Origin of the sequence: Mycoplana rhizolycopersici (genome assembly GCF_013378445.1) — a bacterium.
Classification (GTDB): Bacteria; Pseudomonadota; Alphaproteobacteria; order Rhizobiales; family Rhizobiaceae; genus Mycoplana; species Mycoplana rhizolycopersici.
In genome coordinates, this window is the sequence record NZ_JABXYK010000004.1 from 39,168 (window position 1) to 63,727 (window position 24,560).

Consider the following 24,560-nt stretch of genomic DNA (forward strand, 5'->3'; position numbering starts at 1 on the left):
GTGCCAGATGCCATAATTTTGTTGTAAGGTATTGGATATAAACAATATTATAGCCTTGAAGGCGTGCCGGCTTGCGCGGCAGTGTGCGGAATGTCGCTCAAAATATCTTGAGAAATGTGCGGATTTATGCTCGGGATGAAGGATGACCAAGGCCACTTCATCCGTGTTCGCCGGCGGGTCGGGCCTGTGGGTCAGGCGGCCCTGGATGCTCTTTGCGCTGGTTGCGCTCGTTCTCTTCCTGGCGACGGTCCATTTCGCGGGCATCTTTGGACGGGCCTCAGCCCTGTCCTCGCTGGAGGCGCAGGGACGTGCCGAAGCGAACCTGAAAATCTCCCTGCTGCGGGCCGTGCTCGAACGCCCGCGCGCGCTGCCCTTCGTCCTGTCGCTCGACCGTGACGTGCAGGAAACCCTGGCCTCCGGTGACGCGGCCAGCCGACAGGCGCTGGACCGCAAGCTTGAGGATCTGGTGGTCGGGACCAGCGCGTCGGTGCTCTACGTTATCGACACGACGGGCGTCGCCATTTCCGCCAGCAACTGGCGCGAGCCGACGAGCTTCGTCGGCGTCGACTACTCCTTCCGTGAATACTTTTCCAAGGCTATGAAGGAGGGGACGGCGGAGCATTTCGCGCTCGGCAACATCAGCAAGCGCCCCGGGCTCTACATTTCCCATCGCGTCGGCCCGGCCGAGGCGCCACTCGGCGTCGTCGTCGTCAAGATGGAGTTCGACCAGCTGGAAAGCGACTGGCGCGACACGCAGCGCCCCTCCTACGTCACCGACGCAAACAATGTGGTGCTGATCACGAGCATTCCATCCTGGCGTTTCATGACGACAGTGCCGCTGCCGCCGGAGCGGCTGGCAGCCATTCGCCGGAGCCTGCAGTTCGGCGAGGCACCATTGGTGCCTCTGCCCTTCGCGGAGGTCGAGCGGCTCGGAGACGCAACCAGCGTGGTGCGCACCGTGCTTCCGGGGAGCAAGGAGGAGGATTACCTTCGGCTCGTCGCCCCGGTGGCTTCCACGCCGTGGCAGTTCGAGTATCTGGCTCCGATCGATGCCGCAGTTGCAGCCGCCGAGAGGGAGGCGCGGCTTGCCGCCGTTCTCGGGCTTGGCGGTCTGCTGCTTGCGGCCGCGATATGGCTGCGCCGGCGAGAGGGGTTGATCGCGGCGCGCGAGCGCGAGCAGCGGGCGCGCGAAGATCTGGAACGGCGCGTGGTCGAGCGCACCGCCGATCTCAGTCTCGCACGCGATCGGCTGCAGGCGGAGATTTCCGGTCACCGGGCGACCGAGGCCCAGTTGCAGACGGTGCAGCAGGATCTCGTCCATGCCAACCGGCTGGCGATCCTCGGGCAGGTCGCCGCCGGCGTCGCCCATGAGATCAACCAGCCGGTCGCGACCATCCGCGCCTATGCCGACAATTCGAAGGTTTTCCTTGAGCGGCAGCAGACCGCGCCGGCGATCGAAAACCTCGAACTGATCGCCGGTCTGACGGAGCGGATCGGTGCGATAACCGCCGACCTCAAGGCGCTGGCGCGCAAAGGCCGCGCGGAGGCCGCGCCCGTTGCTCTGGCGGACGTTATCGACGGTGCGGTGATGCTTCTGCGCAGCCGCTTCACCGGACGCCTGGAGCGTCTTGCAATCGAAATGCCGCCGCCTGGTCTGGAGGTGATGGGAAACCGGCTCAGGCTCGAGCAGGTCTTCATCAACCTCTTCCAGAACGCGCTGGAGGCGGTGGAGGATCAGCCGGACGGGCGCGTCGGCGTCACCGTTCGCCTGACGGACGACGAAGCCGTGGTCGCTGTCGAAGACAACGGTCCCGGCATTGCGCCGGAAATCCTCGACGCTCTGTTCGAGCCCTTCAACACCTCCAAGGAGAAGGGTCTTGGCCTCGGCCTGATCATCTCCAAGGATATCGTTGCGGACTATGGCGGGCGCATCGAGGTGGAGAGCGGCGCGGATGGAGCCCGCTTCCGCGTACATTTGCGAAAGGCTGGAAAATGAGCGCCTCAACACCGGTGATGCTCGTCGACGACGACCGGGACCTGCTGCGGGCGACCGCGCAAACGCTCCAACTCTCAGGGTTCGACGTTGTGCCGCTGCCCTCCGCTGCAAAGGCGTTGCCGGCGATCGATGCCGGCTTCGAGGGGGTCGTGGTCTCCGACATCCGCATGCCCGGCATGGACGGCCTGGAGTTCTACCAGCGCATTCGCGCGATCGACGAGGAGATACCGGTAATCCTGGTGACGGGCCATGGCGATATCCCGATGGCCGTGAACGCTATCCGCGACGGCGTCTACGACTTCATCGCCAAGCCCTTTCCGGCCGAGCAACTGAACCAGTGCGTCCGCCGCGCGGCGGAGAAGCGGCGGCTGGTCATGGAGAACCGCCGCCTGCGCGAGGCTGCGAATGCCGCCGGCGACGATCTTCCACTGATCGGCCAGACCCCGGCCATGGAGCGCCTTCGCCAGACCCTGAGGCAGATCGCGGAAACGGATGTCGACGTGCTCGTGACCGGGGAGACGGGCAGCGGCAAGGAGGTCGTTGCCCGCCTGCTGCATGACTGGAGCCGCCGGTCGGGCGGCAATTTCGTGGCACTCAACTGCGGGGCCCTGCCCGAGCAGATCATCGAAAGCGAGCTCTTCGGCCACGAGCCCGGCGCCTTTACCGGCGCCCAGAAGAAGCGGGTCGGACGGATCGAGCATTCGAGCGGTGGCACGCTGTTCCTGGACGAGATCGAAAGCATGCCGCTCTCGGCTCAGGTGCAGATGCTGCGCGTGCTCGAAATGCGTGAAGTCACGCCGCTCGGCACCAACGAGGTCCGGCCGGTCGACCTGCGCGTCGTCGCTGCCGCGAAGGTCGATCTCGGCGATCCATCGCAACGCCGGACCTTTCGCGAAGACCTCTACTACCGCCTCAACGTGGTCGCCGTCACCATTCCGCCATTGCGGGAGCGGCGGGAGGACGTGCCGCTGCTTTTCAGTTATTTCGCCGAGCGTGCCGCACGGCGCTTCGGGCGTGCGGTGCCAAAGCTTTCGCCGGCGACGGCGAGGCATCTGGCCGAGCATGCCTGGCCCGGCAATGTGAGGGAACTTTCGCATTTCGCCGAGCGTGTCGTCCTCGGCCTCGAACCTGCGGCTGCCGCAGCGAATGCGCCGGCCTCCGGCGATGGGCCGCCGGCGACCCTTCCCGAACGGCTCGAAAGTTACGAGGCGAAGATCATTCGCGAGACGCTGCGCTCGTTCGAAGGCAACGTACAGCAGACCATCGCCGCCCTCGGCATTCCGCGCAAGACGTTCTACGACAAACTCCAGCGGCACGGTATCGTTCGCAGCGACTTCTCCGGCAAGGCGTCCTGAAAACGCCGGCGGACATGCTGGTTGAACGCTGTGTTCACCGCGGCAGGCATGCTTTTGCCGTGCCCCGCACGCGCACGCTCTTGCAATAGGTGGCTGTCTGGATCTATCTATAGGGGGTTCTCAGGGCGGGGTGTAATTCCCCACCGGCGGTATCGGGAGAAATCCCGGAGCCCGCGAGCGCTTCCGGTCCACAGCCGGAGGGTCAGCAGATCCGGTGAGAGGCCGGAGCCGACGGTATAGTCCGGATGGAAGAGAGCAACGCGGCAGGCGCTTTCCGTGTGAGAGCTGCCCATGCTTGTTCGCCCAAGGGATTTTCGCTCGCTTGCGAGCGGTGAAAAACAGCCAGTTCGCTGGCGGACCCTTGAAAGGCTATGGAAATGACGCTTTCGAATATTGAAGATGCAATCGCAGCGATCAGCCGCGGCGAGATGGTTGTGGTCGTGGACGACGAGAACCGGGAGAACGAAGGCGATATCGTCATCGCGTCGCAGACCGTTACCCCCGCCTCGATCGCCTTCATGATGAACCACGCACGCGGCCTCATCTGCGTGTCGATGGAAGGCGAGCGGCTCGATACGCTCGACATCCCGTTGATGGTTCCCAACAATACCGATTCCCACAAGACGGCGTTCACGGTGTCGGTCGACTACCTTCCGACCACCACGACCGGCATATCGGCCGCCGAGCGCGCCGCGACAGTCCTCGCGCTGGTGGACGAGGCATCCAAGCCGGAGGATTTCGCGCGACCGGGCCACATCTTCCCGCTGCGGGCCAATCCGCGCGGCGTGCTAGGCCGGCCCGGCCATACCGAGGCTGCCGTCGATCTCGCCCGCCTGGCGGGACTTGCGCCTTCCGGGGTGATTTGCGAGATCGCCAACGACGACGGCACCATGGCGCGCCTGCCGCAGCTGAAGGTGTTTGCCGAAAAGCACAATCTTCTTCTTGTATCGATCGAAGACCTGATCGCCTATCGCCGGCGGACCGAAGCCGCCGACGTCGAGATCCGTTCGGTGGCCTGAGGCACGCTGACCGGAAGCTCTGCCCGCCGGCACGCGGCGGCGGGCGACGCTCACCTATTCACGGCCGCAGCAGCATTTCGGCGCCGAGAAGTGCCAGGCCGAGCAGGAAGAACAGGCGGAACGTGCGCGGGCTGACCCTGTCGCGGATGCGCTGGCCGAGCCACATGCCGGCGAGTGCGGGAACCACGGACAGCAGCGAAAGCGCCAGATTGTCGGGGCGGAAAGCGTCCCGCCAGACGAGAGCGGCAGCCAGAGCGACGGTCGAGACGGTGAACGAGAGGCCGAGCGACTGGACGAGATCGTCCTTCCCGAGATCGAGCGACTGGAGATAGGGAACGGCCGGGATCACGAAGACGCCGGTTGCACCCGTGACGAGGCCGGTGGCAAGGCCTACCGCCGGCGACAGCCGCCTCTCCCACGTTTCCGGCACCCGGATCGGCCGAACGAACAGTGTATAGCCCGCATAGGCAACCAGTGCGCCGCCCAGCGCCTTTGTGGTGGCGTCCGTATCGCCGCTTGCCAGCATCGCGGATCCGGCCGATGTGCCGATGACAATTGCCGCCAACATTCCCCGGAAACGTCGAAACAACGGGCCGAAGCCCGGACCTGTTGCCAGTTGCCAGATATTGGTGACCAAAGAGGGAGCCAGCAGCAATCCGGCGGCGGCAAGCGGGGAGAGCAGCGCTCCCAGCAGTCCCATCGCCACGGTGGGCAGCCCCATGCCGGTGACGCCCTTCACGAACCCGGCGACCACGAACGTGATGAAGGCGACAACAGGGAGGAAGCGCGGATCGACGGTCATGCATTGTGGATAGTGCATTCCAGCCGCCCTGCAATGCGGAAGAACCGCAGTTAGCCTTCGGCTAGTCCGAAGGCTGGGCTTGCATTATGCTGCCGCTCATGCGCTTCGACCTGATTGACCTCAAGCTGTTTCTCGCCGTGGTGGACGCTGGCAGCATTACCCGTGGGGCAGTGGACTGCGGCCTTTCGCTGTCTGCCGCCAGCGAACGCCTGAGAGACATGGAGGCCGATGGCGGCGTAGCACTTCTGGAGCGCGGGCGGCGTGGCGTGTTGCCGACAAGGGCGGGTGAGGCGCTTGCCCATCACGCCCGCCTTATCCACCGCCAAATGGGGCAGATGCGCGGCGAGCTTGCCGAACACGCGGCAAGCCTGCGTACGACGATCCGGCTGCATGCGAACACGGCGGCGGTGGCGGAACTGCTGCCGGCGCGCCTCGCGCCGTGGATGGCGGCGCATCCGCGGGTCGATGTTGAATTGAAGGAGCGGCAAAGCAACGAGATCGCCCGTGCGGTGCGGGCGGGCTTTGCGGAGATCGGTATCCTCTCCGATGCCGTCGATACGTCGGGTCTCACGCTGCGGCCGTTCGCCGTCGACCGGCTGGTCGTGGTCGCAGCGCCGGACGATCCTTGCGCTGCGGAAAAGGCACTTTCCTTCTCGCGGATCATTGATCGGCATTTCGTCGGCCTTGCCAGCGGCGCGCTGCAGGATCACATCGAACTGCAGGCCGCCAAAGCGGGATACAGGCTACAGATGCGCCTGCGCGTGGCCAATTTCGAAGGCATTGGCCGCATGGCGGCGGCAGGCGTCGGCCTTGGCATCGTCCCCGAGACGGCCGCGCGCCGCCATCGCGGAACACCAAAGCTGGCAATCGTCCGGCTCACGGACGATTGGGCAGTTCGCCGGCTTGCGGTCTGCACTCTCTCGCAGGAGAAACCGGCAGCCCCCGCCTTGGATCTCGTGGAGCATCTCGCAGCCTTTTCGCGCTCTTCGCGCGGTGGATAGTCAAATCCGCCGCCGGGCCGGAGCGGGTTAACTAAACAATATCGTCCCTCTCACATGATCAGTGGGTCCCCGACATCGCGGCGTCTGACGCTGCGGTGCAGCGACGATTGTCTCTTGCCATGTTGAGTGATTTGCGTATCACTAAACATATTGCTCAACATGGCAGAGTGAGGGCCGTGCCGGGCATGGAGGTGCAGGGAGTTTTCCGAAGGGCGGCGTGGGGCTTCCTTTCGAATCTGGGAGGATTTCATGAAAACGATGTGCAGACCCCTTCTCGGGGCAACGATGGCGCTCGGCCTTTCGACGGCATTGCCGAGCCTGGCGCAGGCTGACGAACTGACGCTCTGCTGGGCCGCCTGGGACCCGGCCAATGCGTTGGTGGAACTGTCGAAGGATTTTACCGCGCAGACCGGCACGCAGATGAAGTTCGAGTTCGTGCCGTGGCCGAACTTCGCCGACCGCATCCTCAACGAGCTCAATTCCGGCGGCAAGCTCTGCGATCTCCTGATTGGCGACAGCCAGTGGATCGGCGGCTCGGCGGAGAACGGCTACTACGTCAAGCTAAACGACTTCTTCGACAAGGAAGGCATCAAGATGAGCGACTTCGCCGAAGCCGCCGTCAATGCCTATTCGACCTGGCCGAAGGGCACGCCGAACTACTGGGCACTGCCGGCCATGGGCGATGCGAACGCCTGGTTCTACCGCAAGGACTGGTTCAGCAAGCCGGAGATCCAGGCTGAATTCAAGGCCGCGACCGGCCGCGACCTCGCCCCGCCGACTACCTGGGACGAACTGCTGGAAACCGCCAAGTTCTTCAACGGCAAGGAGATCGACGGCAAGAAGGTCTATGGCGCGGCGATCTTCACCGAGCGGGCCTCGGAAGGCATCACCATGGGCGCGACGCAGGCGCTCTATCCCTATGGCTTCAAGTACGAGAACACCACCGGTAAGTACGACATGGAAGGTGCCGTCAATTCCGAGGGTGCGATCAAGGGGCTGGAGGCCTACAAGGAGCTCTACAAGTGCTGCACGCCTCCGGGCTATACCGACGCCTACATGGGCGAGACGCTCGACGCGTTCAAATCCGGACAGGCGGCGATGGCGATGAACTGGTTCGCCTTCTTCCCCGGCCTTGCCAAGGACGAGAACGTCGGCGGCGACAAGATCGGCTTCTTCGTCAACCCGAAGCAGGCGACCGCAGCCTCGACGCTCGGCGGCCAGGGCATCTCGGTCGTGGCCAACACCGACAACATGGACGGCGCGCTGGCCTATATCAAATGGTTCGCCCAGCCCGAAGTGCAGAAGAAGTGGTGGCAGCTCGGCGGCTATGCGGTGCATAACGACGTGCTGAACGACCCCTCCTTCAAGGACAGTCAGCCCTTTGCCGCCGACTTCCTCGTTGCCATGAACCAGGTGCAGGACTTCTGGCAGGAGCCGGCTTACGCCATCCTGCTTCAGTCGGCGCAGAAGCGGTTCCACGACTATGTCGTGGCCGACCAGGGCACCGCCAAGGAGGCGCTCGACGGGCTGGTCAAGGACTGGACCGAGATCTTCGAGGACGAAGGGAAACTCTGATTTCCTCCCGGTGGGGTCGTCCGGCGCAATCCGGGCGGCCCCGCCGCAAGCACGTTCCTCCGAGCTTCAAGGTAAAGTCCGTGATCAATTCCGATACGACAATTCTGGAGAAGGAGCCGGAACGGGCCGCGGCCTCGACCCCGGCATCGCTCGCCCGGCGCATCGGCGGCCTTTCCGACCGCGCAATCGCGTGGCTCTTCATCACGCCGACGATCGCGCTTCTTCTCGCCATCAACATCTTCCCGCTGATCTGGGCGATCCGCCTTTCCTTCACCAATTATCGCGCCAATCGGCCGAATGCGGTCCTGGAGAATGTCGGACTGCAGAACTACCAGCGCGTGCTGACGGATAGCGACATCTGGATCGCCATGCAGACGACGGCGCATTTCGTCTTCTGGACGATCCTGCTGCAGACGCTGATCGGTTTCTCGCTCGCCTACCTGATCGACCGCAAGTTCCGCGGCCATGCCTTCTGGACGACCGTCATCCTGATTCCGATGATGCTGTCGCCGGCGGTGGTCGGCAACTTCTGGCGGTTCCTCTACCAGCCGCAGATCGGGCTGTTCAACTATATCGTTTCATTCATCACCGGCGTGCCGCCGTCCTCCTTCGAGATGCTCGGCTCGGTGTCGCTGGCACCCTGGTCGATCATCATCGTCGATACCTGGATGTGGACGCCATACGTGATGCTGATCTGCCTGGCAGGCCTTCGCTCCATTCCCGACTACATCTACGAGGCGGCCGAGGTCGACCGCGCCTCGGCCTGGCGGCAGTTCTGGTCGATCACAATCCCCATGGCGCTGCCCTTCATCATGCTGGCGGTGCTGTTCCGCGGCATCGAGAACTTCAAGATGTTCGACATGGTGATGCTGCTCACCGGTGGCGGACCCGGCTCGACCACGGAAGTCGCCTCGATCACACTCAAGCGCGAGGCCTTCGAGAGCTGGCGGACCGGGCGTGCATCCGCCTTCGCCATCATCCTCTTCGTGGCCGTCTTCGGGCTCGCCAATATCTACGTCAAGGCACTGAACAGAGTGAAGCAGAGATGAGCAACGCCACCTCCGCCCATTCCGTCGTCGAGCCGAGTGCAACGACAAAGCGCATCGCCGGCATCATCGTCGTGCTCTATGCGATCGTCACCATGGTGCCGCTGGCCTGGATCTTCATGACCAGCTTCAAGTCGCCGCCGGACTCGATCAGCTACCCGCCGAAGCTCGTCTTCACGCCGACGCTTGAGGGCTATTGCAATCTCTTCACCACCCGCACGCGCCAGACGCCGGAGTACATCCAGTCGCTCGGTCCGCCTCAATCAACCTGCGACGAGATCACCCGCAGCCGCAACATGGTGATCGCCGGCCCCTCGAACTACTGGCCGCGCTTCACCAATTCCATGGTGATCGCCTTCGGCTCGACCTTCCTCGCCGTCTTTCTCGGCACGCTCGCGGCCTATGGCTTCTCGCGCTTCCGCGTGCCGCTCGCCGATGATCTCCTGTTCTTCATCCTGTCGACGCGGATGATGCCGCCGATCGCCGTCGCGATCCCGATCTACCTGATGTACCGCGAGCTCGGCCTGTCCGACACAGCACTCGGCATGATCCTGCTCTATACGGCGGTCAACGTCTCGCTCGCCGTCTGGCTGCTCAAGGGCTTCATCGATGAGATCCCGCGCGAATACGAGGAGGCGGCGATGATCGACGGCTACACGCGCCTGCAGGCCTTCCGCAAGGTGGTGCTGCCGCAGGCGACGACGGGTATCGCGGCCACCGCCATCTTCTGCCTGATCTTCGCCTGGAACGAGTATGCCTTCGCGGTGCTTCTGACATCCGGTTCCGCCCAGACCGCACCGCCGTTCATCCCGACCATCATCGGCGAGGGCGGCATGGACTGGCCCGCGGTCGCCGCCGGTACGACGATTTTCCTCGTCCCGATCCTGGTCTTCACCATTCTGCTCCGCAAGCAGCTCTTGCGCGGCATCACCTTCGGAGCGGTGCGCAAATGACGATCGAATCCACAATCACCACCAAGAGAAAACGCCCCTTCTTCCTCCGCCGCGGACCGATGGAAAATATCGCCACCGGCCTGATCGCGCTCGGTTTCCTGATGCTGTTCCAGCCGTTTGCGCTGGTGCTCTACACCTGGTCGCTGGTGACGCTGCTCGCCGGCACCCTCATGTTCATCGTCGTCTCGAAGTTTCCGGAGTAGGCAATGGCGGAGATCAGGGTTGAAAACCTGCGCAAGCAGTTCGGCGATTTCGCCGCGGTGGAGGATTCCACCTTCACCGTGCAGGACGGCGAGTTCCTGGCGTTGCTCGGCCCGTCCGGCTGCGGCAAGACGACGACGCTGCGCATGATCGCAGGCCTTGAGTTGCCGACCAGCGGCAAGATCCTGCTCGACGGCGAGGACGTAACGTTCAACCGGGCGAGTGCACGCGACATCGCCTTCGTCTTCCAGCTCTTCGCGCTCTATCCGCATATGAACGTGCGCAGGAACATCGGCTTCCCTCTGCTCTCGCAAGGCGTGCCGAAGGCGGAGATCAGAAAGCGCGTCGAGGAGACCGCTCGGCTCCTGCAGATCAGCCATATCCTCGACCGCTCGGTCTCAGGCCTTGCCGGCGGTGACCGACAGCGCGTGGCGCTCGGCCGCGCCATCGTGCGGCGGCCGAAATGTTTCCTGATGGACGAGCCGCTCGGCACACTCGATGCCGAGTTCCGCGAGGTGATGGTGCATGAACTGCGCGAGTTGCACAACCGCATCCACGCGACCACGGTTTATGTCACCCACGACCAGCACGAGGCGATGGCCATGGCCGACAAGATCGCGGTGATGAACCACGGCGTCATCGAGCAGTACGGCACGCCGCAAGAGATCTACAACCGCCCGGCCTCGATGTATGTCGCGGATTTCATCGGCTCGCCGCCGATGAATTTCTTGCGCTTCCGCTCGGGCCTGGAGAACGGTGCGACCAGCGTGACGGTCGGCGAGGTGGCGATCCGCGTACCGCAGGTACATGCCGCGCGCGAGCCCGGCGAGCTCGCCCTTGGCGTCCGCCCCGAGCATGTCCGCTTCAGCGACGGCGCTCCCTTGCGCGGCGCAGTCTATGGCAGCGAGTATCTCGGCACCAACCAGATCGTTTCGGTCGAGACGGCGCAGGGCATGGTCAAGGCGCGCGTTGCGGCGAACCGGGGTTTTGCCATCGGCGAGACGGTCGGGCTTGAGCTCGACAGCGAGAAGCTGTCGCTGTTCGATTGCGCCTCGGGCAAGGCCGTCCCCTCGTCCCTCTATGCGGAGGCCCGTCATGGCTGAAGTCACGCTTACCGACATCAGCAAGGCCTTCGGCGAAACCCAGGCCCTCAGCAATGTCAATCTGACCGTCCGCGACGGGGAATTCGTCGTGCTGCTCGGCCCGACCGGGTCCGGCAAGACGACGACGTTGCGCCTGATTGCCGGTCTCGAGAAGCCGGATGCCGGCCGCGTAAGCATCGCGGGCCGCGACGTAGTCAGCGAGGCACCGGCAAGCCGCGATGTCGCCTTCGTCTTCCAGCAATATTCGCTCTATCCGCATCTGACGGTCTATGAAAACCTCGCCTTCCCGCTGCGCTCGCCCGCGCGTCGGCTGCCGGAGACCGAGATCGATGCCCGCGTTCGCGAGGTGGCGAAGATGGTGCGCATCGACCACAAGCTGGAAAACCGCTCCACCAAGCTTTCCGGCGGCGAGATGCAGCGCGTGGCGATCGGCCGGGCGCTGGTGCGCAAGCCGGCGATCTATCTGATGGACGAGCCGCTGTCCTCGCTCGATGCCAAGCTGCGCGGCGAATTGCGTCTCGAGTTGAAGCGCATCCAGAACGAGATCGGCTCGACGCTGCTCTACGTCACCCACGACCAGGTCGAGGCGATGACGATGGCAGATCGGATCGGCATCCTGGCCGGGGGCCGGCTGGTGCAGATCGGCACGCCCCGGGAAATCTACAGCAACCCGGCCAATCTCCACGTCGCCGCCCGGCTCGGCCAGCCGCATATAAACCTGATTCCGGAGGGCCTGCTCCCCGGTGGCAGCGCGCCGACTGGCACGAAGACGATCGGTGCCCGCACGGAGCATCTGGAAATCGTTCGCTCCGGGCAGGGCAATGCCGAGATCGACTGGATCGAACACCTCGGCGACCAGAACCACCTGCACATCAAGGTCGGCCAGCACAAGCTGGTGACGCTTGCCGATCCCTATCTTGCCATCGGCCGGGGCGACCGGATTGATCTGAAACTTCGCAACCCGCTCTATTTCGATGCCGGCGGGCAGCGGCTCACGTGAAGGTGTCCAGGCCGCGAGGCGTGGCTTTGCGAATGATCGTGAACTTTCAGCACGGCCCCTCGTTCAGGCCGGTGCAACGAACGACAGGACGGGATGGTCAGGATGAAGCATTTCTTCAACCGCAGGGAAGACATCGTCACCGAGGCGCTCGACGGCCTGCTGCTGTCGACGCCGGAAGGGCAACTCGCGCGGCTCGATACCTATCCGGCGATCAAGGTGATCTTTCGCGCCGACTGGGACAAATCGAAGGTCGCCGTCATCTCCGGCGGCGGCGCTGGTCATGAGCCTTCGCATGCCGGCTTCGTCGGCAAGGGCATGCTGACGGCTGCGGTCTCCGGTGAAATCTTCGCCTCGCCGAGCGTCGATGCGGTGCTGACGGCAATCCGCGCCGTCACGGGCGCGGCCGGCTGCCTGCTGGTGGTGAAGAACTACACCGGTGACCGGCTGAACTTCGGCCTGGCCGCGGAAAAGGCGCGCGCGGAGGGTTTTAGGGTCGAGATGGTGATCGTCGCCGACGACATCGCCCTTCCCGACCTGCCGCAGCCCCGCGGCGTCGCGGGCACCTTGTTCATCCACAAGATCGCCGGCCACATGGCTGAGGCCGGCGAAGAACTGGAAGCGATAGCCGTGGCCACACGGGCTGCTGCTGCCGACATCGTCTCACTCGGCATGTCGCTCTCGACCTGCTCGATTCCCGGGCAGGCGCATGAGGACCGGCTCGGCCCGAACGAAGGCGAGTTGGGTCTCGGCATTCACGGCGAGCCCGGCGCCGAGCGGATCGCCCTGCAGGAAGCGGTGGCGATCGTCGCCACGATGGTACAACGGCTTGACGGGATGATGCAGGCTGGCCGGCGCCACGCGCTTCTGATCAACAATCTCGGTGCTGTGCCGCCGCTCGAAATGGGCCTGATCACCAAAGCCGTGCTGGATTCGTCGCTGGCCGGTCGGGTTGATCTCATCATCGGTCCGGCTCCGCTGATGACGGCGCTCAACATGAACGGGTTCTCGCTGTCGCTGATTGCGCTTGATGACGCCCGCGTGGCGGCCTTGACCTCGCCCGTTGCGCCGCGCGCATGGGTGAAACCTGTGCGACGGCATGCGCTCTCCGTGTTGCCGGCGCCGAAGGCAGAAACGGCCATTCCGGCAGGTTCGCACGGGCGGAGCGAGGTTACCGGAGATGCCGCCGCCGCCGCCCGGGTTATCGAAGTGGTCTGCAACAGGCTGGTTTCGCTCGAGACGGATCTCAACCGTCTCGACGCGCGTACAGGGGACGGCGACACCGGGTCGACGGTTGCGACCGGAGCCCGTAGCGTGCTCGCGCTCTTGCCGAGACTGCCGCTCGATGACCCGGCCGCCACCTGCGGCGCGATCGGCGACACGCTGGGCATCAGCATGGGCGGTTCCAGCGGGGTGCTGCTGTCGATATTCTTCACGGCTGCGGGAAAGGAGCTGGCCGATGGCGGCGACTTGGCAAAGGCGCTCTCGGCCGGGCTGGAACGAATGACCTTCTACGGCGGCGCCGTGCCGGGCGATCGCACCATGGTCGATGCACTCGCGCCGGCACTTCGGGCTCTGGCTGGCGAAGGTCTTGCAGCCGCCGCCGCAGCGGCGCGGCAGGGGGCAGTTGCGACCGGATCCATGATGCGGGCTAAGGCGGGCCGTTCCGCCTATCTCGCCGCGCGTGATCTGGAGGGCGTGCCGGATCCCGGAGCAGAAGCCGTCGCGGCAGCTTTCGAGGCGGCGGCAGGCGCTGGCGTCTGACGGGCGGAGGGATGGGTGGACGGGGATCGTTCGACACTTGCCGGTCTGATCGAGGCGTGCCGCGAGGCGATCGCCGCGAATGCGGAGCACCTTTGCGCGCTCGATCGGGCGATCGGAGACGGCGATCACGGCACGAATATGAAAAGAGGCTGCGAGGCGGTCTATGCGGAGCGGGGCGAACTGGATGCGATGCCGCTGCCGCGCGCGCTTGAACGCATCGGAATGACGCTTGTGATGACGGTGGGCGGCGCTGCCGGCCCGCTCTACGGAACGTTGCTGATCGAGATGGGCCGCAGGATGGAGGGCGGGCGCGCCAAAGACAGGCTGGCGCATGCGCTGCCGGAGGCTGTGGAAGCGGTCGCGCGGCGCGGCCGCTCGCAGGCAGGCGAAAAAACCTTGCTCGACGTTCTTTACGCGGTTCAGTCAGAGGTACTAAAGCAGGAGACGCCGGCGCGGATTGCGGCAGCCGCCGGCATGGCTGCGCGGGATACGATCGCGATGAAGGCCATGCGCGGGCGTGCCTCCTTCCTGGGCGACAGGTCGATCGGACACATGGATCCCGGTGCCTGCAGTTGCGCACTTTTGACGGATACGATCTGTCGCTACATCGGGGAGTCCCAACTCGCATGAAGGTCAATGGTGCACATGTCGGCATCGTCATCGTGTCTCACTCGCCCCTGATCGCCCGCGGAACGGCGGACATGGTGCGTCAGATGGTCGGCGACAGCGTGCCGCTCGCCTGGTGCGGCGGCAACGCCGACGGCGGTCTCGGCACCAATGTCGGGGATATCGTGGAGGCGATCTCTTCGGCCTGGTCCGAAGCCGGCGTAGCGGTCTTCGTCGATCTCGGCGGGGCGGAGACGAACAGCGAAATGGCAATCGAAATGCTCGAACCGGCGCGGGCGCGGCGCGTGCTGATCTGCAATGCGCCACTGGTGGAAGGCGCGGTGATGGCCGCGGCCGAGGCGTCCGGCGGAGCGGCTCTCGCCCGCGTGGTAGCGACGGCGGAGGAGCTTTCTCCATGACGGGCCGGCGCGTGAGCCAACAGGAGGGTTCGTTGCACACGGACCGTGCCGTCTGCGCGCGGGTCGAGGTGACCCACGATATCGGCCTGCATGCCAGGCCCTCGGTCGCCTTCACGCGTCTTGCCAAGTCGTTTCCCTGCACGATCGGCGTCGAGGTCAACGACGGCGGCGTGTGGCTGAATGGCAAGAGCATCGTCAAGATCATGGGCGCCCGTATCCGCAAGGGCTTTGTCCTTTCGATCAAGGCGGACGGTGCCGGCGCAGACGAGGCGGTGCGGGCGCTGTGCGCCCTCGTCGAGCGCAATTTCGATGAGGAGAAGCCGCATGCCCGAAGCGCTTAGGCTGACAGGGCGTGGTGCCTCGCCGGGGCGCGCTCGAGGTCCTGCTCATGTCGCTGCCGCCGTTGCGCCGAACGGACACGGGGAGGTTCCGACCGACCGCGATGTCGAGAGGCTGGCCGATGCCGTCAACGGCACGATAGACCGGCTGCGCGTGCTTGCGGAGACCGCAGACCTGCAGAGCGGCGCCATTCTGGAATTCCAGATCGAGATGCTGCGAGATCCGGTTATCGTCAGGCCGAGCTTTGCCCGCATCCGCGCGGGCGAGAGCGCTTCACGTGCCTGGGTCGCTTCGATGGACGAATATGTCCACGGCTTCGAGGCAGCCGAGGACGAACACATCCGGGCCAGAAGCAGCGACATGCTGGACATTCGCAACCAGGTGCTCGACATGCTGCTCGGTCAGGTGCCCGCGGACTTTCCGAAAGGCTCGGTATTCGTCGGCCGCGATATCGCGCCCAGCCAGTTTCTGGCGCACGACTGGTCTGCAGGCGGAGCCATCGTCCTTTCCGGCGGCAGTACGGCCAGTCACGTGGCCATGCTCGCACGAAGCCGCGGCGTGCCGATGGTGGTCGGGCTCGGCGAGTTTGGGATCGAAGACGGGACGAGGCTTTTTGTCGACGGTGAGGAGGGCCTGGTCGAGCGCGACGAAGGAACGTTGCGACTTGCCGCCAACGAGAACGCGGCCTCCATCGGCGCTGCGGCATCGTCGCCTCGTGGTCACGCACCGCCTGAACCGGCGCGGACGGCAGACGGCGTGCTTGTCCGGGTGATGGCGAACATCGACCATCCTGCCGAGTTGCGCGGGCTTTCGCCCTCGGCCTGCGACGGCATCGGACTCTTTCGCACCGAGTATCTGATGACATCGCCCGGCGATTTCGACGACGAAGACCGGCAGGCACGCTACTATTCCGAGGTGCTGGCCTGGGCCGAGGGCGCGCCGGTAACGATCCGCCTTTTCGATTTTGGCGGCGACAAGCCACTTCCGCGCACCTCCGTGGACCCGGCCTCCTATCTCGGCCTGCGCGGTATCAGGCTGCTGCTGGCCCGGCCCGACATTTTGCGGGTGCAGGTGCGCGCCCTGATGCGCGCCGCGCGGATTGGCAATCTGCAGGTACTGGCGCCGATGGTGACGTCGCCTGACGAGCTTGCGCAGACCATCGAGATTTTCGCCGATGAAGCCGAAGATCTGGCGATGCGGGGCATCGCGCATGGTATGCCGCCGCTCGGCATCATGCTGGAAGTGCCGGCTGCGGCGCTGATGCCGGAGACTTTTGCCGACGCGGCGTTCTTCTCATTCGGGACCAACGATCTCGCGCAGTATCTCACAGCCGCGGCACGTGGCGAGGCAGCCGTTTCGCACCTGCACGATACCTCCATTGCCGCGACCATGCGGTTCCTCTCGCACACCGTTCCCGCAGCGCTGGCAACCGGCAAGCCGGTCGGGCTGTGCGGTGACCTGGCGACGGAGCCGAGCCTGCTGCCAGAGCTCCTGTCGTTCGGCTTCCGTGCGTTTTCGATGCCGCCGGCGCGCATGGCGCTTGTGCGCGAGACGCTTTCGCGCTTCAACGCGGATGGCAGCGAGGCCGGGGGCTGAGATGGCACGCGAGACAAGCGACGATGCAACGGTCGCCTACAAGGCGATCCTGGCTGATATCATCGACAGTCGGCCTTCCGGCACCCGCCAGCGACTGGCCGCTGCCTTGGGCAAGCACCGCAGCTTCGTCACGCAGATCACGAGTCCAGGCTACCCGACCCCCCTGCCCGCCCGCCACCTGGCGACAATCTTCCGGGTTTGCCACATGAGCCCGCCGGAGCAGGAACGGTTTCTGACCGCCTACGAGCAGGCGCACCCCGGCAAGCTGCCCGAGGTCGCCGCCACCGACGGCCTGCGAACATTGTCGCTGATGGTGCCGGATCTGGGGGACGAACGGAAGAACAGGCAATTCGACGAGGCGGTGTCGGAGTTCATCGCAAGGCTTGGCAGCCTGCTTTAGGCGAGCGCTGGCCGGCGTATGGCTACCGCTTGAGGTGGAGGGCGGGCTTGATCTAGGATCGTGCCGGGGCGGAGGAGGAGCATGAAGAAGTTCATGAACCGGGCGGAGCGGATCGTTGTCGAGAGCCTAGAGGGTTTCGTGCGGGCGCACGACGACGTGCTGACGTTCGGCAACGGCAGCCGCAATGTCCGCCGTCGCCAGCTGAAACCCGGGAAGGTTGCCGTCATTTCCGGAGGCGGTGCTGGCCATGAGCCGATGCATGCGGGGTTGGTAGGGCACGGCATGCTCGATGCGGCCTGTGTCGGCCATGTCTTCACCTCGCCGACGCCGAACCAGATCCTTGACGCGATCGCGGAATGCGATACCGGCGCGGGCGTGCTGCTGATCGTCAAGAACTACGACGGCGACGTGATGAATTTCGACATGGCGGCCGAAATGGCGATCGAAGCCGGCCACCGCATCGAGACGGTCATCGTCAACGACGACATCGCGGCCTATGATGCCGCGCGCAGTTCGGGACGGCGCGGCGTCGCAGGCACGCTGATCGTCGAGAAGACGGTGGGGGCAGCGGCCGAGGCCGGTCACTCGCTTGAGGAACTGAAGGCGCTCGGTACACGGACGGTCGCTGCGACGCGCAGCATGGGGGTCGCGCTCCGGGGGGCAACGGTGCCGGAAACCGCCCGCCAGACCTTTTCGCTCGGGCCGGACGAGATGGAGCTGGGGGTCGGCATTCATGGCGAGCCGGGCCGGTCGCGGATCGCGTTTCGGGATGCGGATGCAATCGCGGCTTTGGTCTGTGAGGAGCTCATCACCGAGCTCCCGTCTCCGCGAGACGGCCGGATATTGCTGTTCGTCAACGGCTTCGGCGGAACGCCGGTTTCCGAACTCTATCTGATGTATGGTGCCGTTCGAAGGCTGGTGGAGGCGCGGGGCCTTGTCGTTGCCCGATCGTTGGTCGGTGCCTACGTCACGTCGCTCGACATGGCAGGACTTTCCGTGACGCTATCGGCACTGGACGCCGATCGCATGAATTTCTGGGATGCGCCGGTGGCCGCGCCGGCGCTTCGCTGGGGGTGTTGAACCCGTCGATGGTAGGGTTCCGCTTGCTACCTGTTGTAGAGCGAGCGTGACCGTTCCAGGTGCTTCAGGATGGCAGCCTCGGCGCCGTCCGCATCGTTGGCGGCGAGGCGAGCAAGAATCTCTTCGTGCTCGACCAGCGTGAATTTCTCCTTGCCGGTCCAGATCAGCATGTCTGTGTGATATTCCCTCAGCCAGGCCAGCATCGCTTCGCTGACGGCGATGTAGATGGGATTGCCGGAAATCTGCGCTATGCGTGTGTGGAACTGCATGTCGGCGGAGATGAACGCTTCGGCGTCTCCGAGCGACGCGCGCTGTTGCTCGATGATGTCATGGAGCTCGGCGATATCGGTCGGCCTTGCCCGTTGCGCCGCCTCCCGCGCCATGCCGCGTTCGAAGAAGATGCGCGCGCTTTTCAGGTGCTCGAGGCTGTCGGTCGATTGCGACAGCATGATCTTGGCGGTCAGATCGACCTGACGGAAGATCGACCGCGCGGTGACTTTCTGCACCTTGGCGCGCTCGCCATGCGAGATGTTGACGAGCCCCATGTTGGCAAGCGACTGCATGGCCTCGCGAATGGCAGGCCTGCCGACGCCGAAGCGCTCCATGAGAACCCGCTCCGAAGGCATTTCGTCGCCGGGCTTCAATTCGCCGGACGTGATCATCCGCTCCAGACGGTCGAACACCTCGTCGGAAAGCTTCCGCCGAACAATCGGTTCGCTGACCTGGATCATGGCGTCTCGCTGTCTCATATTTCGCCTCCCCCTGCGGCGCCGCCCGTCATCACCGCGGAGGCGCTGCAACACATTCGATGTGCGCCTGGCTGACCCTGAATCGACATCGACCTTGAGGGGCCAAGCGCTAGCACTTTCGCAGACGGACGGCAAAGGACAGCGGTGGATATCCGGCCGTCCGGAAATTTTCCGTTGCAGAAATTGGAATACTCATTATACCAGATCACGAGTTGACGCCATGGCAAAGTGACGTGGCGAGGAGGAGCAACGGCAATTTCATGATTACGCTGACCTATCGCATCGAGACGCCCGGCAGTGTCGCGGCGATGGCGGACAAGATCGCCAGTGACCAGTCGACCGGCACGTTTGTCCCGGTTCCCGGAGAGACCGAGGAGTTGAAGCAGCGCGTTGCGGCGCGCGTTCTCGCGATCCGCCCACTCGAAGAGACCTATGCGCCGACATGGCCGGAAGTGGCCCCCGGTGTGAAGCTGAACCGGGCCGATGTCGATATCGCCTTTCCTCTGGACGCGATCGGAACGGATCTCACCGCCCTGATGACGATCGCCGTCGGGGGCGTTTATTCGATCAAGGGGATGACCGGTATCCGGGTCGTCGACATGAAGCTGCCGGAAGCTTTCCGCGGCGCCCATCCCGGGCCGCAGTTCGGGATCGAGGGGAGCCGTCGTCTGACGGGTGTCGAGAAGCGCCCGATCATCGGGACCATCGTCAAGCCCGCCCTCGGGCTGCGTCCGCGCGAGACTGCCGAGCTTGTGGGCGAGTTGATCGAGTCCGGCGTGGACTTCATCAAGGACGACGAGAAACTGATGAGCCCCGCCTACTCGCCGCTTGCCGAGCGAGTGGCGGCGATCATGCCGCGCATCCTCGACCACGAGCAGAAGACGGGCAAGAAGGTGATGTATGCCTTCGGCATCTCGCATGCCGACCCTGATGAAATGATGCGCAATCACGACCTCGTCCTGAAGGCGGGCGGCAATTGCGCCGTCGTCAACATCAACTCGATCGGCTTCGGCGGCATGAGCTTTCTGAGGAAGCGCTCGGGTCTGGTGCTGCATGCCCACCGCAATGGCTGGGACATCCTGACGAGGGCTCCGGGCGCCGGCATGGACTTCAAGGTCTATCAGCAGTTCTGGCGTCTCCTCGGCGTCGACCAGTTCCAGATCAACGGCATCCGGATCAAGTACTGGGAGCCGGACGAAAGTTTCGTTGAATCGTTCAAAGCCGTCAGCGCACCGCTTTTCGACTCCTCCGATTGTCCCTTGCCGGTTGCTGGTTCCGGCCAGTGGGGCGGGCAGGCGCCGGAGACCTACCAGCGGACCGGTCGCACGACCGATCTGCTCTACCTCTGTGGCGGCGGCATCGTCAGCCATCCAGGTGGACCGGCGGCAGGCGTGCGCGCGGTGCAGCAGGCGTGGCAGGCTGCGGTCGCGGATATTCCGCTTGAGGAATATGCGAAGGACCACCCCGAACTTGCCGCCTCGCTTGCAAAGTTTGGCGGCGGCAAGGAGTAACTGGAATGAGCAGCCCCCTCGTCAGCTACTATGGCGATGATTTTACCGGTTCGGCCGACGTGATGGAATCGCTCGCCGCGAACGGCATCGAGACGGTCCTGTTTCTCGGGATCCCAGGCGCCGGCATCCTCGAGCGCTTCAAGGATTGCCGTGCGATCGGCATTGCCGGCACCTCTCGCAGCGAGACGCCGGAATGGATGCAGGAGCACCTCGTTCCTGCTTTCGGCTGGCTGAAGGCGCTCGGAGCGGCGATCTGCCATTATAAAGTGTGCTCCACTTTCGATTCCGGCCTGCGCGTCGGCAACATCGGCAAGGCGATCGAGATCGGCAAGGCCCTGTTCGGTCAGCCGGCCGTGCCAGTGATCGTGGGCGCTCCGCAACTGCGGCGCTACACGGCCTTCGGCCATCTCTTCGCCGCCTATCAGGGGCAGGTCTATCGCATCGACCGCCATCCAGTGATGAGCCGCCATCCGGTCACGCCGATGGACGAGGCCGACCTTGCGCTGCATCTCGGAAAACAGACAAACCTCCCCGTCGCGCTCGCCGATCTGGCGACGATCATGGCTCCCGATGCCGATGCGCGTGTCGACGCTATCGTTGCCGGTGATGCCGGTATCCTCATCCTGGATGTGGATTCGGCCGAGTCCCAGGCGGCGGCGGGCCGGCAACTGTGGCGGCTCAAGCAGGACGGCGGCTATTTCGTCGCGGGCTCGTCCGGGGTGGAATATGCCTTGCTCAGCGCCTGGCGCCAGGGCGGCGTGATCGGCAACCCGGTCGAATTTGCCGAGCCCGGCAAGGTCGAGCGGTTGGCCGTTGTATCCGGCAGCGTCTCGCCTACGACCGAAAGGCAAATCCGCACGGCGATCGCAGACGGGTTCCAGGGCATCGACCTCGACCCTGTCTCGCTCGTCGGCGAAAGCGGCGATAGGGCGATCGATGAAGCCGTGGCGTCGGGCCTCGAGGGGCTGAAATCAGGGCGGAGCGTTCTGCTGCACACCGCACTCGGACCGTCCGCCGATCGCGGATCGGAAATCGACCGCCTGCCGGGCGCCCGCCATCGGCTCGGCCAGGCGCTGGGAACCATCCTTCGCCGCCTCGTCGAGGTCGAAGGTCTCTCGCGCGCCGTCATTGCCGGCGGTGACACGTCGAGCCATGCCCTGAAGGAACTGCGCGTCGAGGCTTTGACGACGCTTCTGCCGCTGCCCCAGACGCCCGGCTCGCCGCTGTGCACCGCCCACGGCAGCCATGCGCCGACGGACGGCCTGCAGATCGCGCTGAAGGGCGGCCAGATCGGCACAGATGGCTATTTCGCGCAGATCCGTGATGGAAGGAGAGCTTGAAGGAGAATTTCGGCATCGCGGCACGGCTGGACCGGGTCAGGGTGCCTCAACTTTACCACGCATGTGATGGCATGGTGATTGACTCATCATACCAGTTGGGCTACGAAATCAAAAACACCTTGAGGTGAGGAAACATGACTGCAATTGCTCTCTTCGGCGCCGGCGGAAAAATGGGTTACCGGCTCGCCAAGAACCTGAAAGGCTCGCGTTTTGACGTGCGCCATGTCGAGGTCAGTGACGCCGGCAAGGCGCGCCTGCAGGACGATCTCGGCCTTTCGTGCGTCCCTGCCGATGAAGCACTGAACGGCGCCGAGGTCGTGATCCTCGCCGTGCCGGACACGGCGATCGGTAAGGTTGCGGCCGGCATCGTCGACAAGCTGAAGCCCGGCACCATGGTCGTGGCGCTCGACGCCGCAGCCCCGTTCGCGGGCCATCTGCCGGAGCGCGCCGACCTGACCTACTTCGTCACCCACCCCTGCCATCCGCCGATCTTCAACGACGAGACCGATCCGGCCGCCAAGCGCGACTTCTTCGGCGGCATCGCCGCCAAGCAGCACATCGTCTCCGCCCTGATGCAGGGTCCGGAAGAAGCCTACGCGCTGGGCGAGGAAGTCGCCAAGGTCATCTGGGCGCCGGTCATGCGCTCGCACCGCGTCACCGTCGAGCAGATGGCGATGCTGGAGCCGGGTCTGTCCGAAACCGTCTGCGCCTCGCTCCTGGTCGTCATGCGCCAGGCGATGGACGAATGCGTCCGCCGCGGCGTTGCCAAGGAAGCCGCCCGCGACTTCCTGCTCGGCCACATGAACGTGCTCGGCGCGGTCATCTTCGAAGAGACGCCCGGCGTCTTCTCGGATGCCTGCAACAAGGCCATCGAGTTCGGCATTCCCGCGCTGATGCGCGACGACTGGAAGAACGTTTTCGAACCTCAGGAGATCGCCGAAAGCATTCGTCGCATCACCTGATGCCCTCAGGAGGGGCCTCTGGCCCCTCCCCTTTCGCCCCGATGAGGACGGGGCTGGACGTTTCATACTGGGAGGAAAACCATGAAACTGACCCGCAGACTGACCCTTGCTGCCTTTGCCGGTGCGCTCGCGCTCGGTACCGCGATGCCTGCCTATGCCGCAGACCTGATCGCCATCATTACCCCGTCTCACGACAACCCGTTCTTCAAGGCCGAAGCCGTCGGCGCCGAGGCGCGCGCGAAGGAACTTGGCTACGAGACGCTGATCCTCGTCCATGACGACGACGCCAACAAGCAGTCGCAGTTGATCGATACGGCCATCGGCCGCGGCGCCAAGGCTATCATCCTCGATAACGCCGGCTCGGAAGCCTCGATCGCCGCCGTGCAGAAGGCGAAGGACGCGGGTGTGCCCTCGTTCCTGATCGACCGCGAAATCAACGCCACCGGCATCGCCGTGTCGCAGATCGTCTCCAACAACTACCAGGGCGCCCAGCTTGGTGCCGAAGAGTTCGTCCGCCTGATGGGCGAGAAGGGTAACTACGTCGAGCTGCTCGGCCGCGAAGCCGATCTCAACGCCGGCATCCGCTCCAAGGGTTACCACGACATCATCGACGAATATCCGGACATGAAGATGGTTGCCCAGCAGTCGGCCAACTGGAGCCAGACGGAAGGCTACTCCAAGATGGAGACCATCCTGCAGGCCAACCCGGACATCCAGGGCGTCATCGCCGGCAACGACACGATGGCCATGGGTGCGATCGCCGCCCTCCAGGCGGCCGGCCGCAAGGACGTCATCGTCGTCGGCTTCGACGGCTCCAACGACGTCCGCGACTCGATCAAGGCCGGCGGCATCAAGGCCACCGTCCTGCAGCCGGCCTACGCGCAGGCACAGATGGCTGTCGATCAGGCAGATGCCTACATCAAGACCGGCAAGGGCCCGGCCGAAGAAAAGCAGCTGATGGATTGCGTGCTGATCAACGCGGACAACGCCGATCAGCTGGAGACCTTCGCCCTGAAGGACTAAATCCTCCCAGGATAGGCTGCGGGGTGGAGCGATCCACCTCGCGGCCGCATAATTTTATGACGGAGTGAGTTTCCATGCCATTCATCCGGACTGGGACGCTGACCGCTATGGTCGCGCTCGCGCTGGCTTTGTCGGCTTGCAAGATCATCAAGACGCCGACGGCGGAAGAAGCGGCCGAAGCCGCAAGCGGCGGGTTCAATCCCGAACGGCAGGCAAGCGAGCTCTGGGAGCCGAAGGTGCTCCCCTACCTTGACCAGCGAGCCGGCAGTTTCCAGGAGGTCTCTGCATTGGCAGGGAGCGATCCCGCTGCCGCAGGCGCCAAGTACGGCCACAAGGAAGAACAGGGAAGTGCGCCCTGGACGTTTGCGGCCAAGGTGTCGGGTACGGTCGTCAAGGCGGAGACGAAATCGCGCGCCGCCTATCTCGACACCGATGTCGATGGTGACGGAAAAGCCGATGTGCGCATCCAGATCGGCCCGGTCATCAAGGGCACGGCAATCCGCGACAGCCTGAACTTCGTCAATTTCAACGAGTTCAAGAACCAGATCCAGTGGGCAGAATTCGGCAAGGCCTTCAACAACCACCTGAACGCGGTGACGCTGGACAAGCTCCCACGCGAAGGGTTGGAAGGCAGGAAGGTCGAGGCCGTCGGCGCCTATCCGCTGCCGGCGAAGGGACAATTGCCGCTTCTGACGCCGGCGACAATCACGATCGGGGATTGAA

The 24,560-nt window shown here is 64.5% G+C and carries 24 protein-coding genes and 1 riboswitch; of the genes, 22 read left to right on the forward strand and 2 right to left on the reverse strand.

Features of this window, described 5'->3' with window-relative positions:
• The first annotated feature begins 142 nt into the window (after window positions 1-142).
• From HV823_RS07550 to ribB, 3 genes are all read left to right on the forward strand, one after another.
• Window positions 143-1,996, forward strand: a complete 1,854-nt coding sequence (locus HV823_RS07550) for a sensor histidine kinase (RefSeq protein WP_176949116.1) — start codon at window positions 143-145, stop codon at window positions 1,994-1,996.
• Window positions 1,993-3,351 (forward strand): sigma-54-dependent transcriptional regulator, encoded by a 1,359-nt coding sequence (locus HV823_RS07555; protein WP_176949117.1) that lies wholly within the window; start codon window positions 1,993-1,995, stop codon window positions 3,349-3,351. The genes HV823_RS07550 and HV823_RS07555 overlap by 4 nt, the downstream gene beginning before the upstream one ends.
• 112 nt (window positions 3,352-3,463) lie before the next feature.
• A riboswitch (FMN riboswitch) is annotated at window positions 3,464-3,612 on the forward strand.
• A gap of 116 nt (window positions 3,613-3,728) precedes the next feature.
• The gene (gene ribB, locus HV823_RS07560) at window positions 3,729-4,370 is read left to right on the forward strand and encodes a 3,4-dihydroxy-2-butanone-4-phosphate synthase (RefSeq protein WP_176949118.1); all 642 of its coding nucleotides are present in this window, start codon (window positions 3,729-3,731) and stop codon (window positions 4,368-4,370) included.
• Window positions 4,371-4,428: 58 nt separating this feature from the next.
• Here the strand turns inward: ribB and HV823_RS07565 are convergent, their stop codons facing one another.
• Complete coding sequence (locus HV823_RS07565; protein WP_246300964.1) at window positions 4,429-5,190, reverse strand: sulfite exporter TauE/SafE family protein; 762 nt, start codon at window positions 5,188-5,190, stop codon at window positions 4,429-4,431.
• A gap of 80 nt (window positions 5,191-5,270) precedes the next feature.
• Between HV823_RS07565 and HV823_RS07570 the strand changes: the two genes are divergently transcribed.
• From HV823_RS07570 to dhaK, 14 genes are all read left to right on the forward strand, one after another.
• Entirely contained in the window at window positions 5,271-6,173 is a 903-nt protein-coding gene (locus HV823_RS07570) for a LysR family transcriptional regulator (protein WP_176949423.1), read from the forward strand.
• A gap of 249 nt (window positions 6,174-6,422) precedes the next feature.
• Window positions 6,423-7,748, forward strand: coding sequence for an ABC transporter substrate-binding protein (locus HV823_RS07575; RefSeq protein WP_176949119.1), 1,326 nt, complete (start codon window positions 6,423-6,425; stop codon window positions 7,746-7,748).
• 101 nt (window positions 7,749-7,849) lie between these two features.
• Window positions 7,850-8,797 carry a carbohydrate ABC transporter permease gene (locus HV823_RS07580; RefSeq protein ID WP_425487646.1) on the forward strand — a complete coding sequence of 316 codons (948 nt, stop codon included), beginning with the start codon at window positions 7,850-7,852 and terminating at the stop codon, window positions 8,795-8,797.
• Window positions 8,794-9,747 carry a carbohydrate ABC transporter permease gene (locus tag HV823_RS07585; RefSeq protein ID WP_176949121.1) on the forward strand — a complete coding sequence of 318 codons (954 nt, stop codon included), beginning with the start codon at window positions 8,794-8,796 and terminating at the stop codon, window positions 9,745-9,747. Before HV823_RS07580 ends, HV823_RS07585 begins: the two co-directional genes overlap by 4 nt.
• On the forward strand, window positions 9,744-9,950 hold the full coding sequence (locus tag HV823_RS07590; protein WP_176949122.1) for a hypothetical protein: 207 nt from the start codon (window positions 9,744-9,746) through the stop codon (window positions 9,948-9,950). Before HV823_RS07585 ends, HV823_RS07590 begins: the two co-directional genes overlap by 4 nt.
• A 3-nt stretch (window positions 9,951-9,953) precedes the next feature.
• A complete protein-coding gene (locus HV823_RS07595) occupies window positions 9,954-11,051 on the forward strand; it encodes an ABC transporter ATP-binding protein (RefSeq protein ID WP_176949123.1) in 1,098 nt (365 codons plus the stop codon).
• Window positions 11,044-12,051 (forward strand): ABC transporter ATP-binding protein, encoded by a 1,008-nt coding sequence (locus HV823_RS07600; RefSeq protein ID WP_246300966.1) that lies wholly within the window; start codon window positions 11,044-11,046, stop codon window positions 12,049-12,051. The genes HV823_RS07595 and HV823_RS07600 overlap by 8 nt, the downstream gene beginning before the upstream one ends.
• A gap of 102 nt (window positions 12,052-12,153) precedes the next feature.
• The gene (locus HV823_RS07605) at window positions 12,154-13,812 is read left to right on the forward strand and encodes a dihydroxyacetone kinase subunit DhaK (RefSeq protein WP_176949125.1); all 1,659 of its coding nucleotides are present in this window, start codon (window positions 12,154-12,156) and stop codon (window positions 13,810-13,812) included.
• 15 nt (window positions 13,813-13,827) lie between these two features.
• Window positions 13,828-14,442 (forward strand): dihydroxyacetone kinase subunit DhaL, encoded by a 615-nt coding sequence (gene dhaL / locus HV823_RS07610; protein ID WP_176949126.1) that lies wholly within the window; start codon window positions 13,828-13,830, stop codon window positions 14,440-14,442.
• Window positions 14,439-14,837 carry a dihydroxyacetone kinase phosphoryl donor subunit DhaM gene (dhaM, locus tag HV823_RS07615; protein WP_176949127.1) on the forward strand — a complete coding sequence of 133 codons (399 nt, stop codon included), beginning with the start codon at window positions 14,439-14,441 and terminating at the stop codon, window positions 14,835-14,837. Before dhaL ends, dhaM begins: the two co-directional genes overlap by 4 nt.
• A complete protein-coding gene (locus HV823_RS07620; protein WP_176949128.1) occupies window positions 14,834-15,178 on the forward strand; it encodes an HPr family phosphocarrier protein in 345 nt (114 codons plus the stop codon). Before dhaM ends, HV823_RS07620 begins: the two co-directional genes overlap by 4 nt.
• Window positions 15,162-16,772, forward strand: coding sequence for a putative PEP-binding protein (locus HV823_RS07625; RefSeq protein WP_176949129.1), 1,611 nt, complete (start codon window positions 15,162-15,164; stop codon window positions 16,770-16,772). The genes HV823_RS07620 and HV823_RS07625 overlap by 17 nt, the downstream gene beginning before the upstream one ends.
• A gap of 1 nt (window position 16,773) precedes the next feature.
• Window positions 16,774-17,172, forward strand: coding sequence for a hypothetical protein (locus HV823_RS07630; RefSeq protein ID WP_176949130.1), 399 nt, complete (start codon window positions 16,774-16,776; stop codon window positions 17,170-17,172).
• A gap of 81 nt (window positions 17,173-17,253) precedes the next feature.
• Window positions 17,254-18,252, forward strand: coding sequence for a dihydroxyacetone kinase subunit DhaK (gene dhaK / locus HV823_RS07635; RefSeq protein WP_176949131.1), 999 nt, complete (start codon window positions 17,254-17,256; stop codon window positions 18,250-18,252).
• A gap of 26 nt (window positions 18,253-18,278) precedes the next feature.
• Here the strand turns inward: dhaK and HV823_RS07640 are convergent, their stop codons facing one another.
• Window positions 18,279-18,983: a transcriptional regulator NanR gene (locus tag HV823_RS07640; protein ID WP_176949424.1), complete on the reverse strand. Its 705-nt coding sequence runs from the start codon at window positions 18,981-18,983 to the stop codon at window positions 18,279-18,281.
• 278 nt (window positions 18,984-19,261) lie between these two features.
• Here HV823_RS07640 and oiaX point away from each other — a divergent pair, with 278 nt between their 5' ends.
• The 5 genes from oiaX to HV823_RS07665 all read left to right on the forward strand — a co-directional run bounded on the left by oiaX (window position 19,262) and on the right by HV823_RS07665 (window position 24,559).
• On the forward strand, window positions 19,262-20,512 hold the full coding sequence (gene oiaX / locus HV823_RS07645) for a 3-oxo-isoapionate-4-phosphate decarboxylase OiaX (RefSeq protein ID WP_176949132.1): 1,251 nt from the start codon (window positions 19,262-19,264) through the stop codon (window positions 20,510-20,512).
• Between the two features lie 5 nt (window positions 20,513-20,517).
• Complete coding sequence (locus tag HV823_RS07650) at window positions 20,518-21,852, forward strand: four-carbon acid sugar kinase family protein (protein ID WP_176949133.1); 1,335 nt, start codon at window positions 20,518-20,520, stop codon at window positions 21,850-21,852.
• 134 nt (window positions 21,853-21,986) lie between these two features.
• A complete protein-coding gene (locus tag HV823_RS07655; RefSeq protein WP_176949134.1) occupies window positions 21,987-22,814 on the forward strand; it encodes a phosphogluconate dehydrogenase C-terminal domain-containing protein in 828 nt (275 codons plus the stop codon).
• 81 nt (window positions 22,815-22,895) lie between these two features.
• Window positions 22,896-23,837 carry a D-ribose ABC transporter substrate-binding protein gene (locus HV823_RS07660; RefSeq protein ID WP_176949135.1) on the forward strand — a complete coding sequence of 314 codons (942 nt, stop codon included), beginning with the start codon at window positions 22,896-22,898 and terminating at the stop codon, window positions 23,835-23,837.
• A gap of 74 nt (window positions 23,838-23,911) precedes the next feature.
• Window positions 23,912-24,559 (forward strand): DUF2291 family protein, encoded by a 648-nt coding sequence (locus HV823_RS07665; protein WP_176949136.1) that lies wholly within the window; start codon window positions 23,912-23,914, stop codon window positions 24,557-24,559.
• Window position 24,560 lies beyond the last annotated feature (1 nt).

Bases quoted from the DNA above. Each gene is read 5' to 3' on its own strand.
- HV823_RS07550 (WP_176949116.1), top strand. From the start codon at position 143: ATGACCAAGGCCACTTCATCCGTGTTCGCCGGCGGGTCGGGCCTGTGG.
- HV823_RS07555 (WP_176949117.1), top strand. From the start codon at position 1,993: ATGAGCGCCTCAACACCGGTGATGCTCGTCGACGACGACCGGGACCTG.
- ribB (WP_176949118.1), top strand. From the start codon at position 3,729: ATGACGCTTTCGAATATTGAAGATGCAATCGCAGCGATCAGCCGCGGC.
- HV823_RS07565 (WP_246300964.1), bottom strand. From the start codon at position 5,190: ATGCACTATCCACAATGCATGACCGTCGATCCGCGCTTCCTCCCTGTT.
- HV823_RS07570 (WP_176949423.1), top strand. From the start codon at position 5,271: ATGCGCTTCGACCTGATTGACCTCAAGCTGTTTCTCGCCGTGGTGGAC.
- HV823_RS07575 (WP_176949119.1), top strand. From the start codon at position 6,423: ATGAAAACGATGTGCAGACCCCTTCTCGGGGCAACGATGGCGCTCGGC.
- HV823_RS07585 (WP_176949121.1), top strand. From the start codon at position 8,794: ATGAGCAACGCCACCTCCGCCCATTCCGTCGTCGAGCCGAGTGCAACG.
- HV823_RS07590 (WP_176949122.1), top strand. From the start codon at position 9,744: ATGACGATCGAATCCACAATCACCACCAAGAGAAAACGCCCCTTCTTC.
- HV823_RS07595 (WP_176949123.1), top strand. From the start codon at position 9,954: ATGGCGGAGATCAGGGTTGAAAACCTGCGCAAGCAGTTCGGCGATTTC.
- HV823_RS07600 (WP_246300966.1), top strand. From the start codon at position 11,044: ATGGCTGAAGTCACGCTTACCGACATCAGCAAGGCCTTCGGCGAAACC.
- HV823_RS07605 (WP_176949125.1), top strand. From the start codon at position 12,154: ATGAAGCATTTCTTCAACCGCAGGGAAGACATCGTCACCGAGGCGCTC.
- dhaM (WP_176949127.1), top strand. From the start codon at position 14,439: ATGAAGGTCAATGGTGCACATGTCGGCATCGTCATCGTGTCTCACTCG.
- HV823_RS07620 (WP_176949128.1), top strand. From the start codon at position 14,834: ATGACGGGCCGGCGCGTGAGCCAACAGGAGGGTTCGTTGCACACGGAC.
- HV823_RS07625 (WP_176949129.1), top strand. From the start codon at position 15,162: ATGCCCGAAGCGCTTAGGCTGACAGGGCGTGGTGCCTCGCCGGGGCGC.
- HV823_RS07630 (WP_176949130.1), top strand. From the start codon at position 16,774: ATGGCACGCGAGACAAGCGACGATGCAACGGTCGCCTACAAGGCGATC.
- dhaK (WP_176949131.1), top strand. From the start codon at position 17,254: ATGAAGAAGTTCATGAACCGGGCGGAGCGGATCGTTGTCGAGAGCCTA.
- HV823_RS07640 (WP_176949424.1), bottom strand. From the start codon at position 18,983: ATGATCCAGGTCAGCGAACCGATTGTTCGGCGGAAGCTTTCCGACGAG.
- oiaX (WP_176949132.1), top strand. From the start codon at position 19,262: ATGATTACGCTGACCTATCGCATCGAGACGCCCGGCAGTGTCGCGGCG.
- HV823_RS07650 (WP_176949133.1), top strand. From the start codon at position 20,518: ATGAGCAGCCCCCTCGTCAGCTACTATGGCGATGATTTTACCGGTTCG.
- HV823_RS07655 (WP_176949134.1), top strand. From the start codon at position 21,987: ATGACTGCAATTGCTCTCTTCGGCGCCGGCGGAAAAATGGGTTACCGG.
- HV823_RS07660 (WP_176949135.1), top strand. From the start codon at position 22,896: ATGAAACTGACCCGCAGACTGACCCTTGCTGCCTTTGCCGGTGCGCTC.
- HV823_RS07665 (WP_176949136.1), top strand. From the start codon at position 23,912: ATGCCATTCATCCGGACTGGGACGCTGACCGCTATGGTCGCGCTCGCG.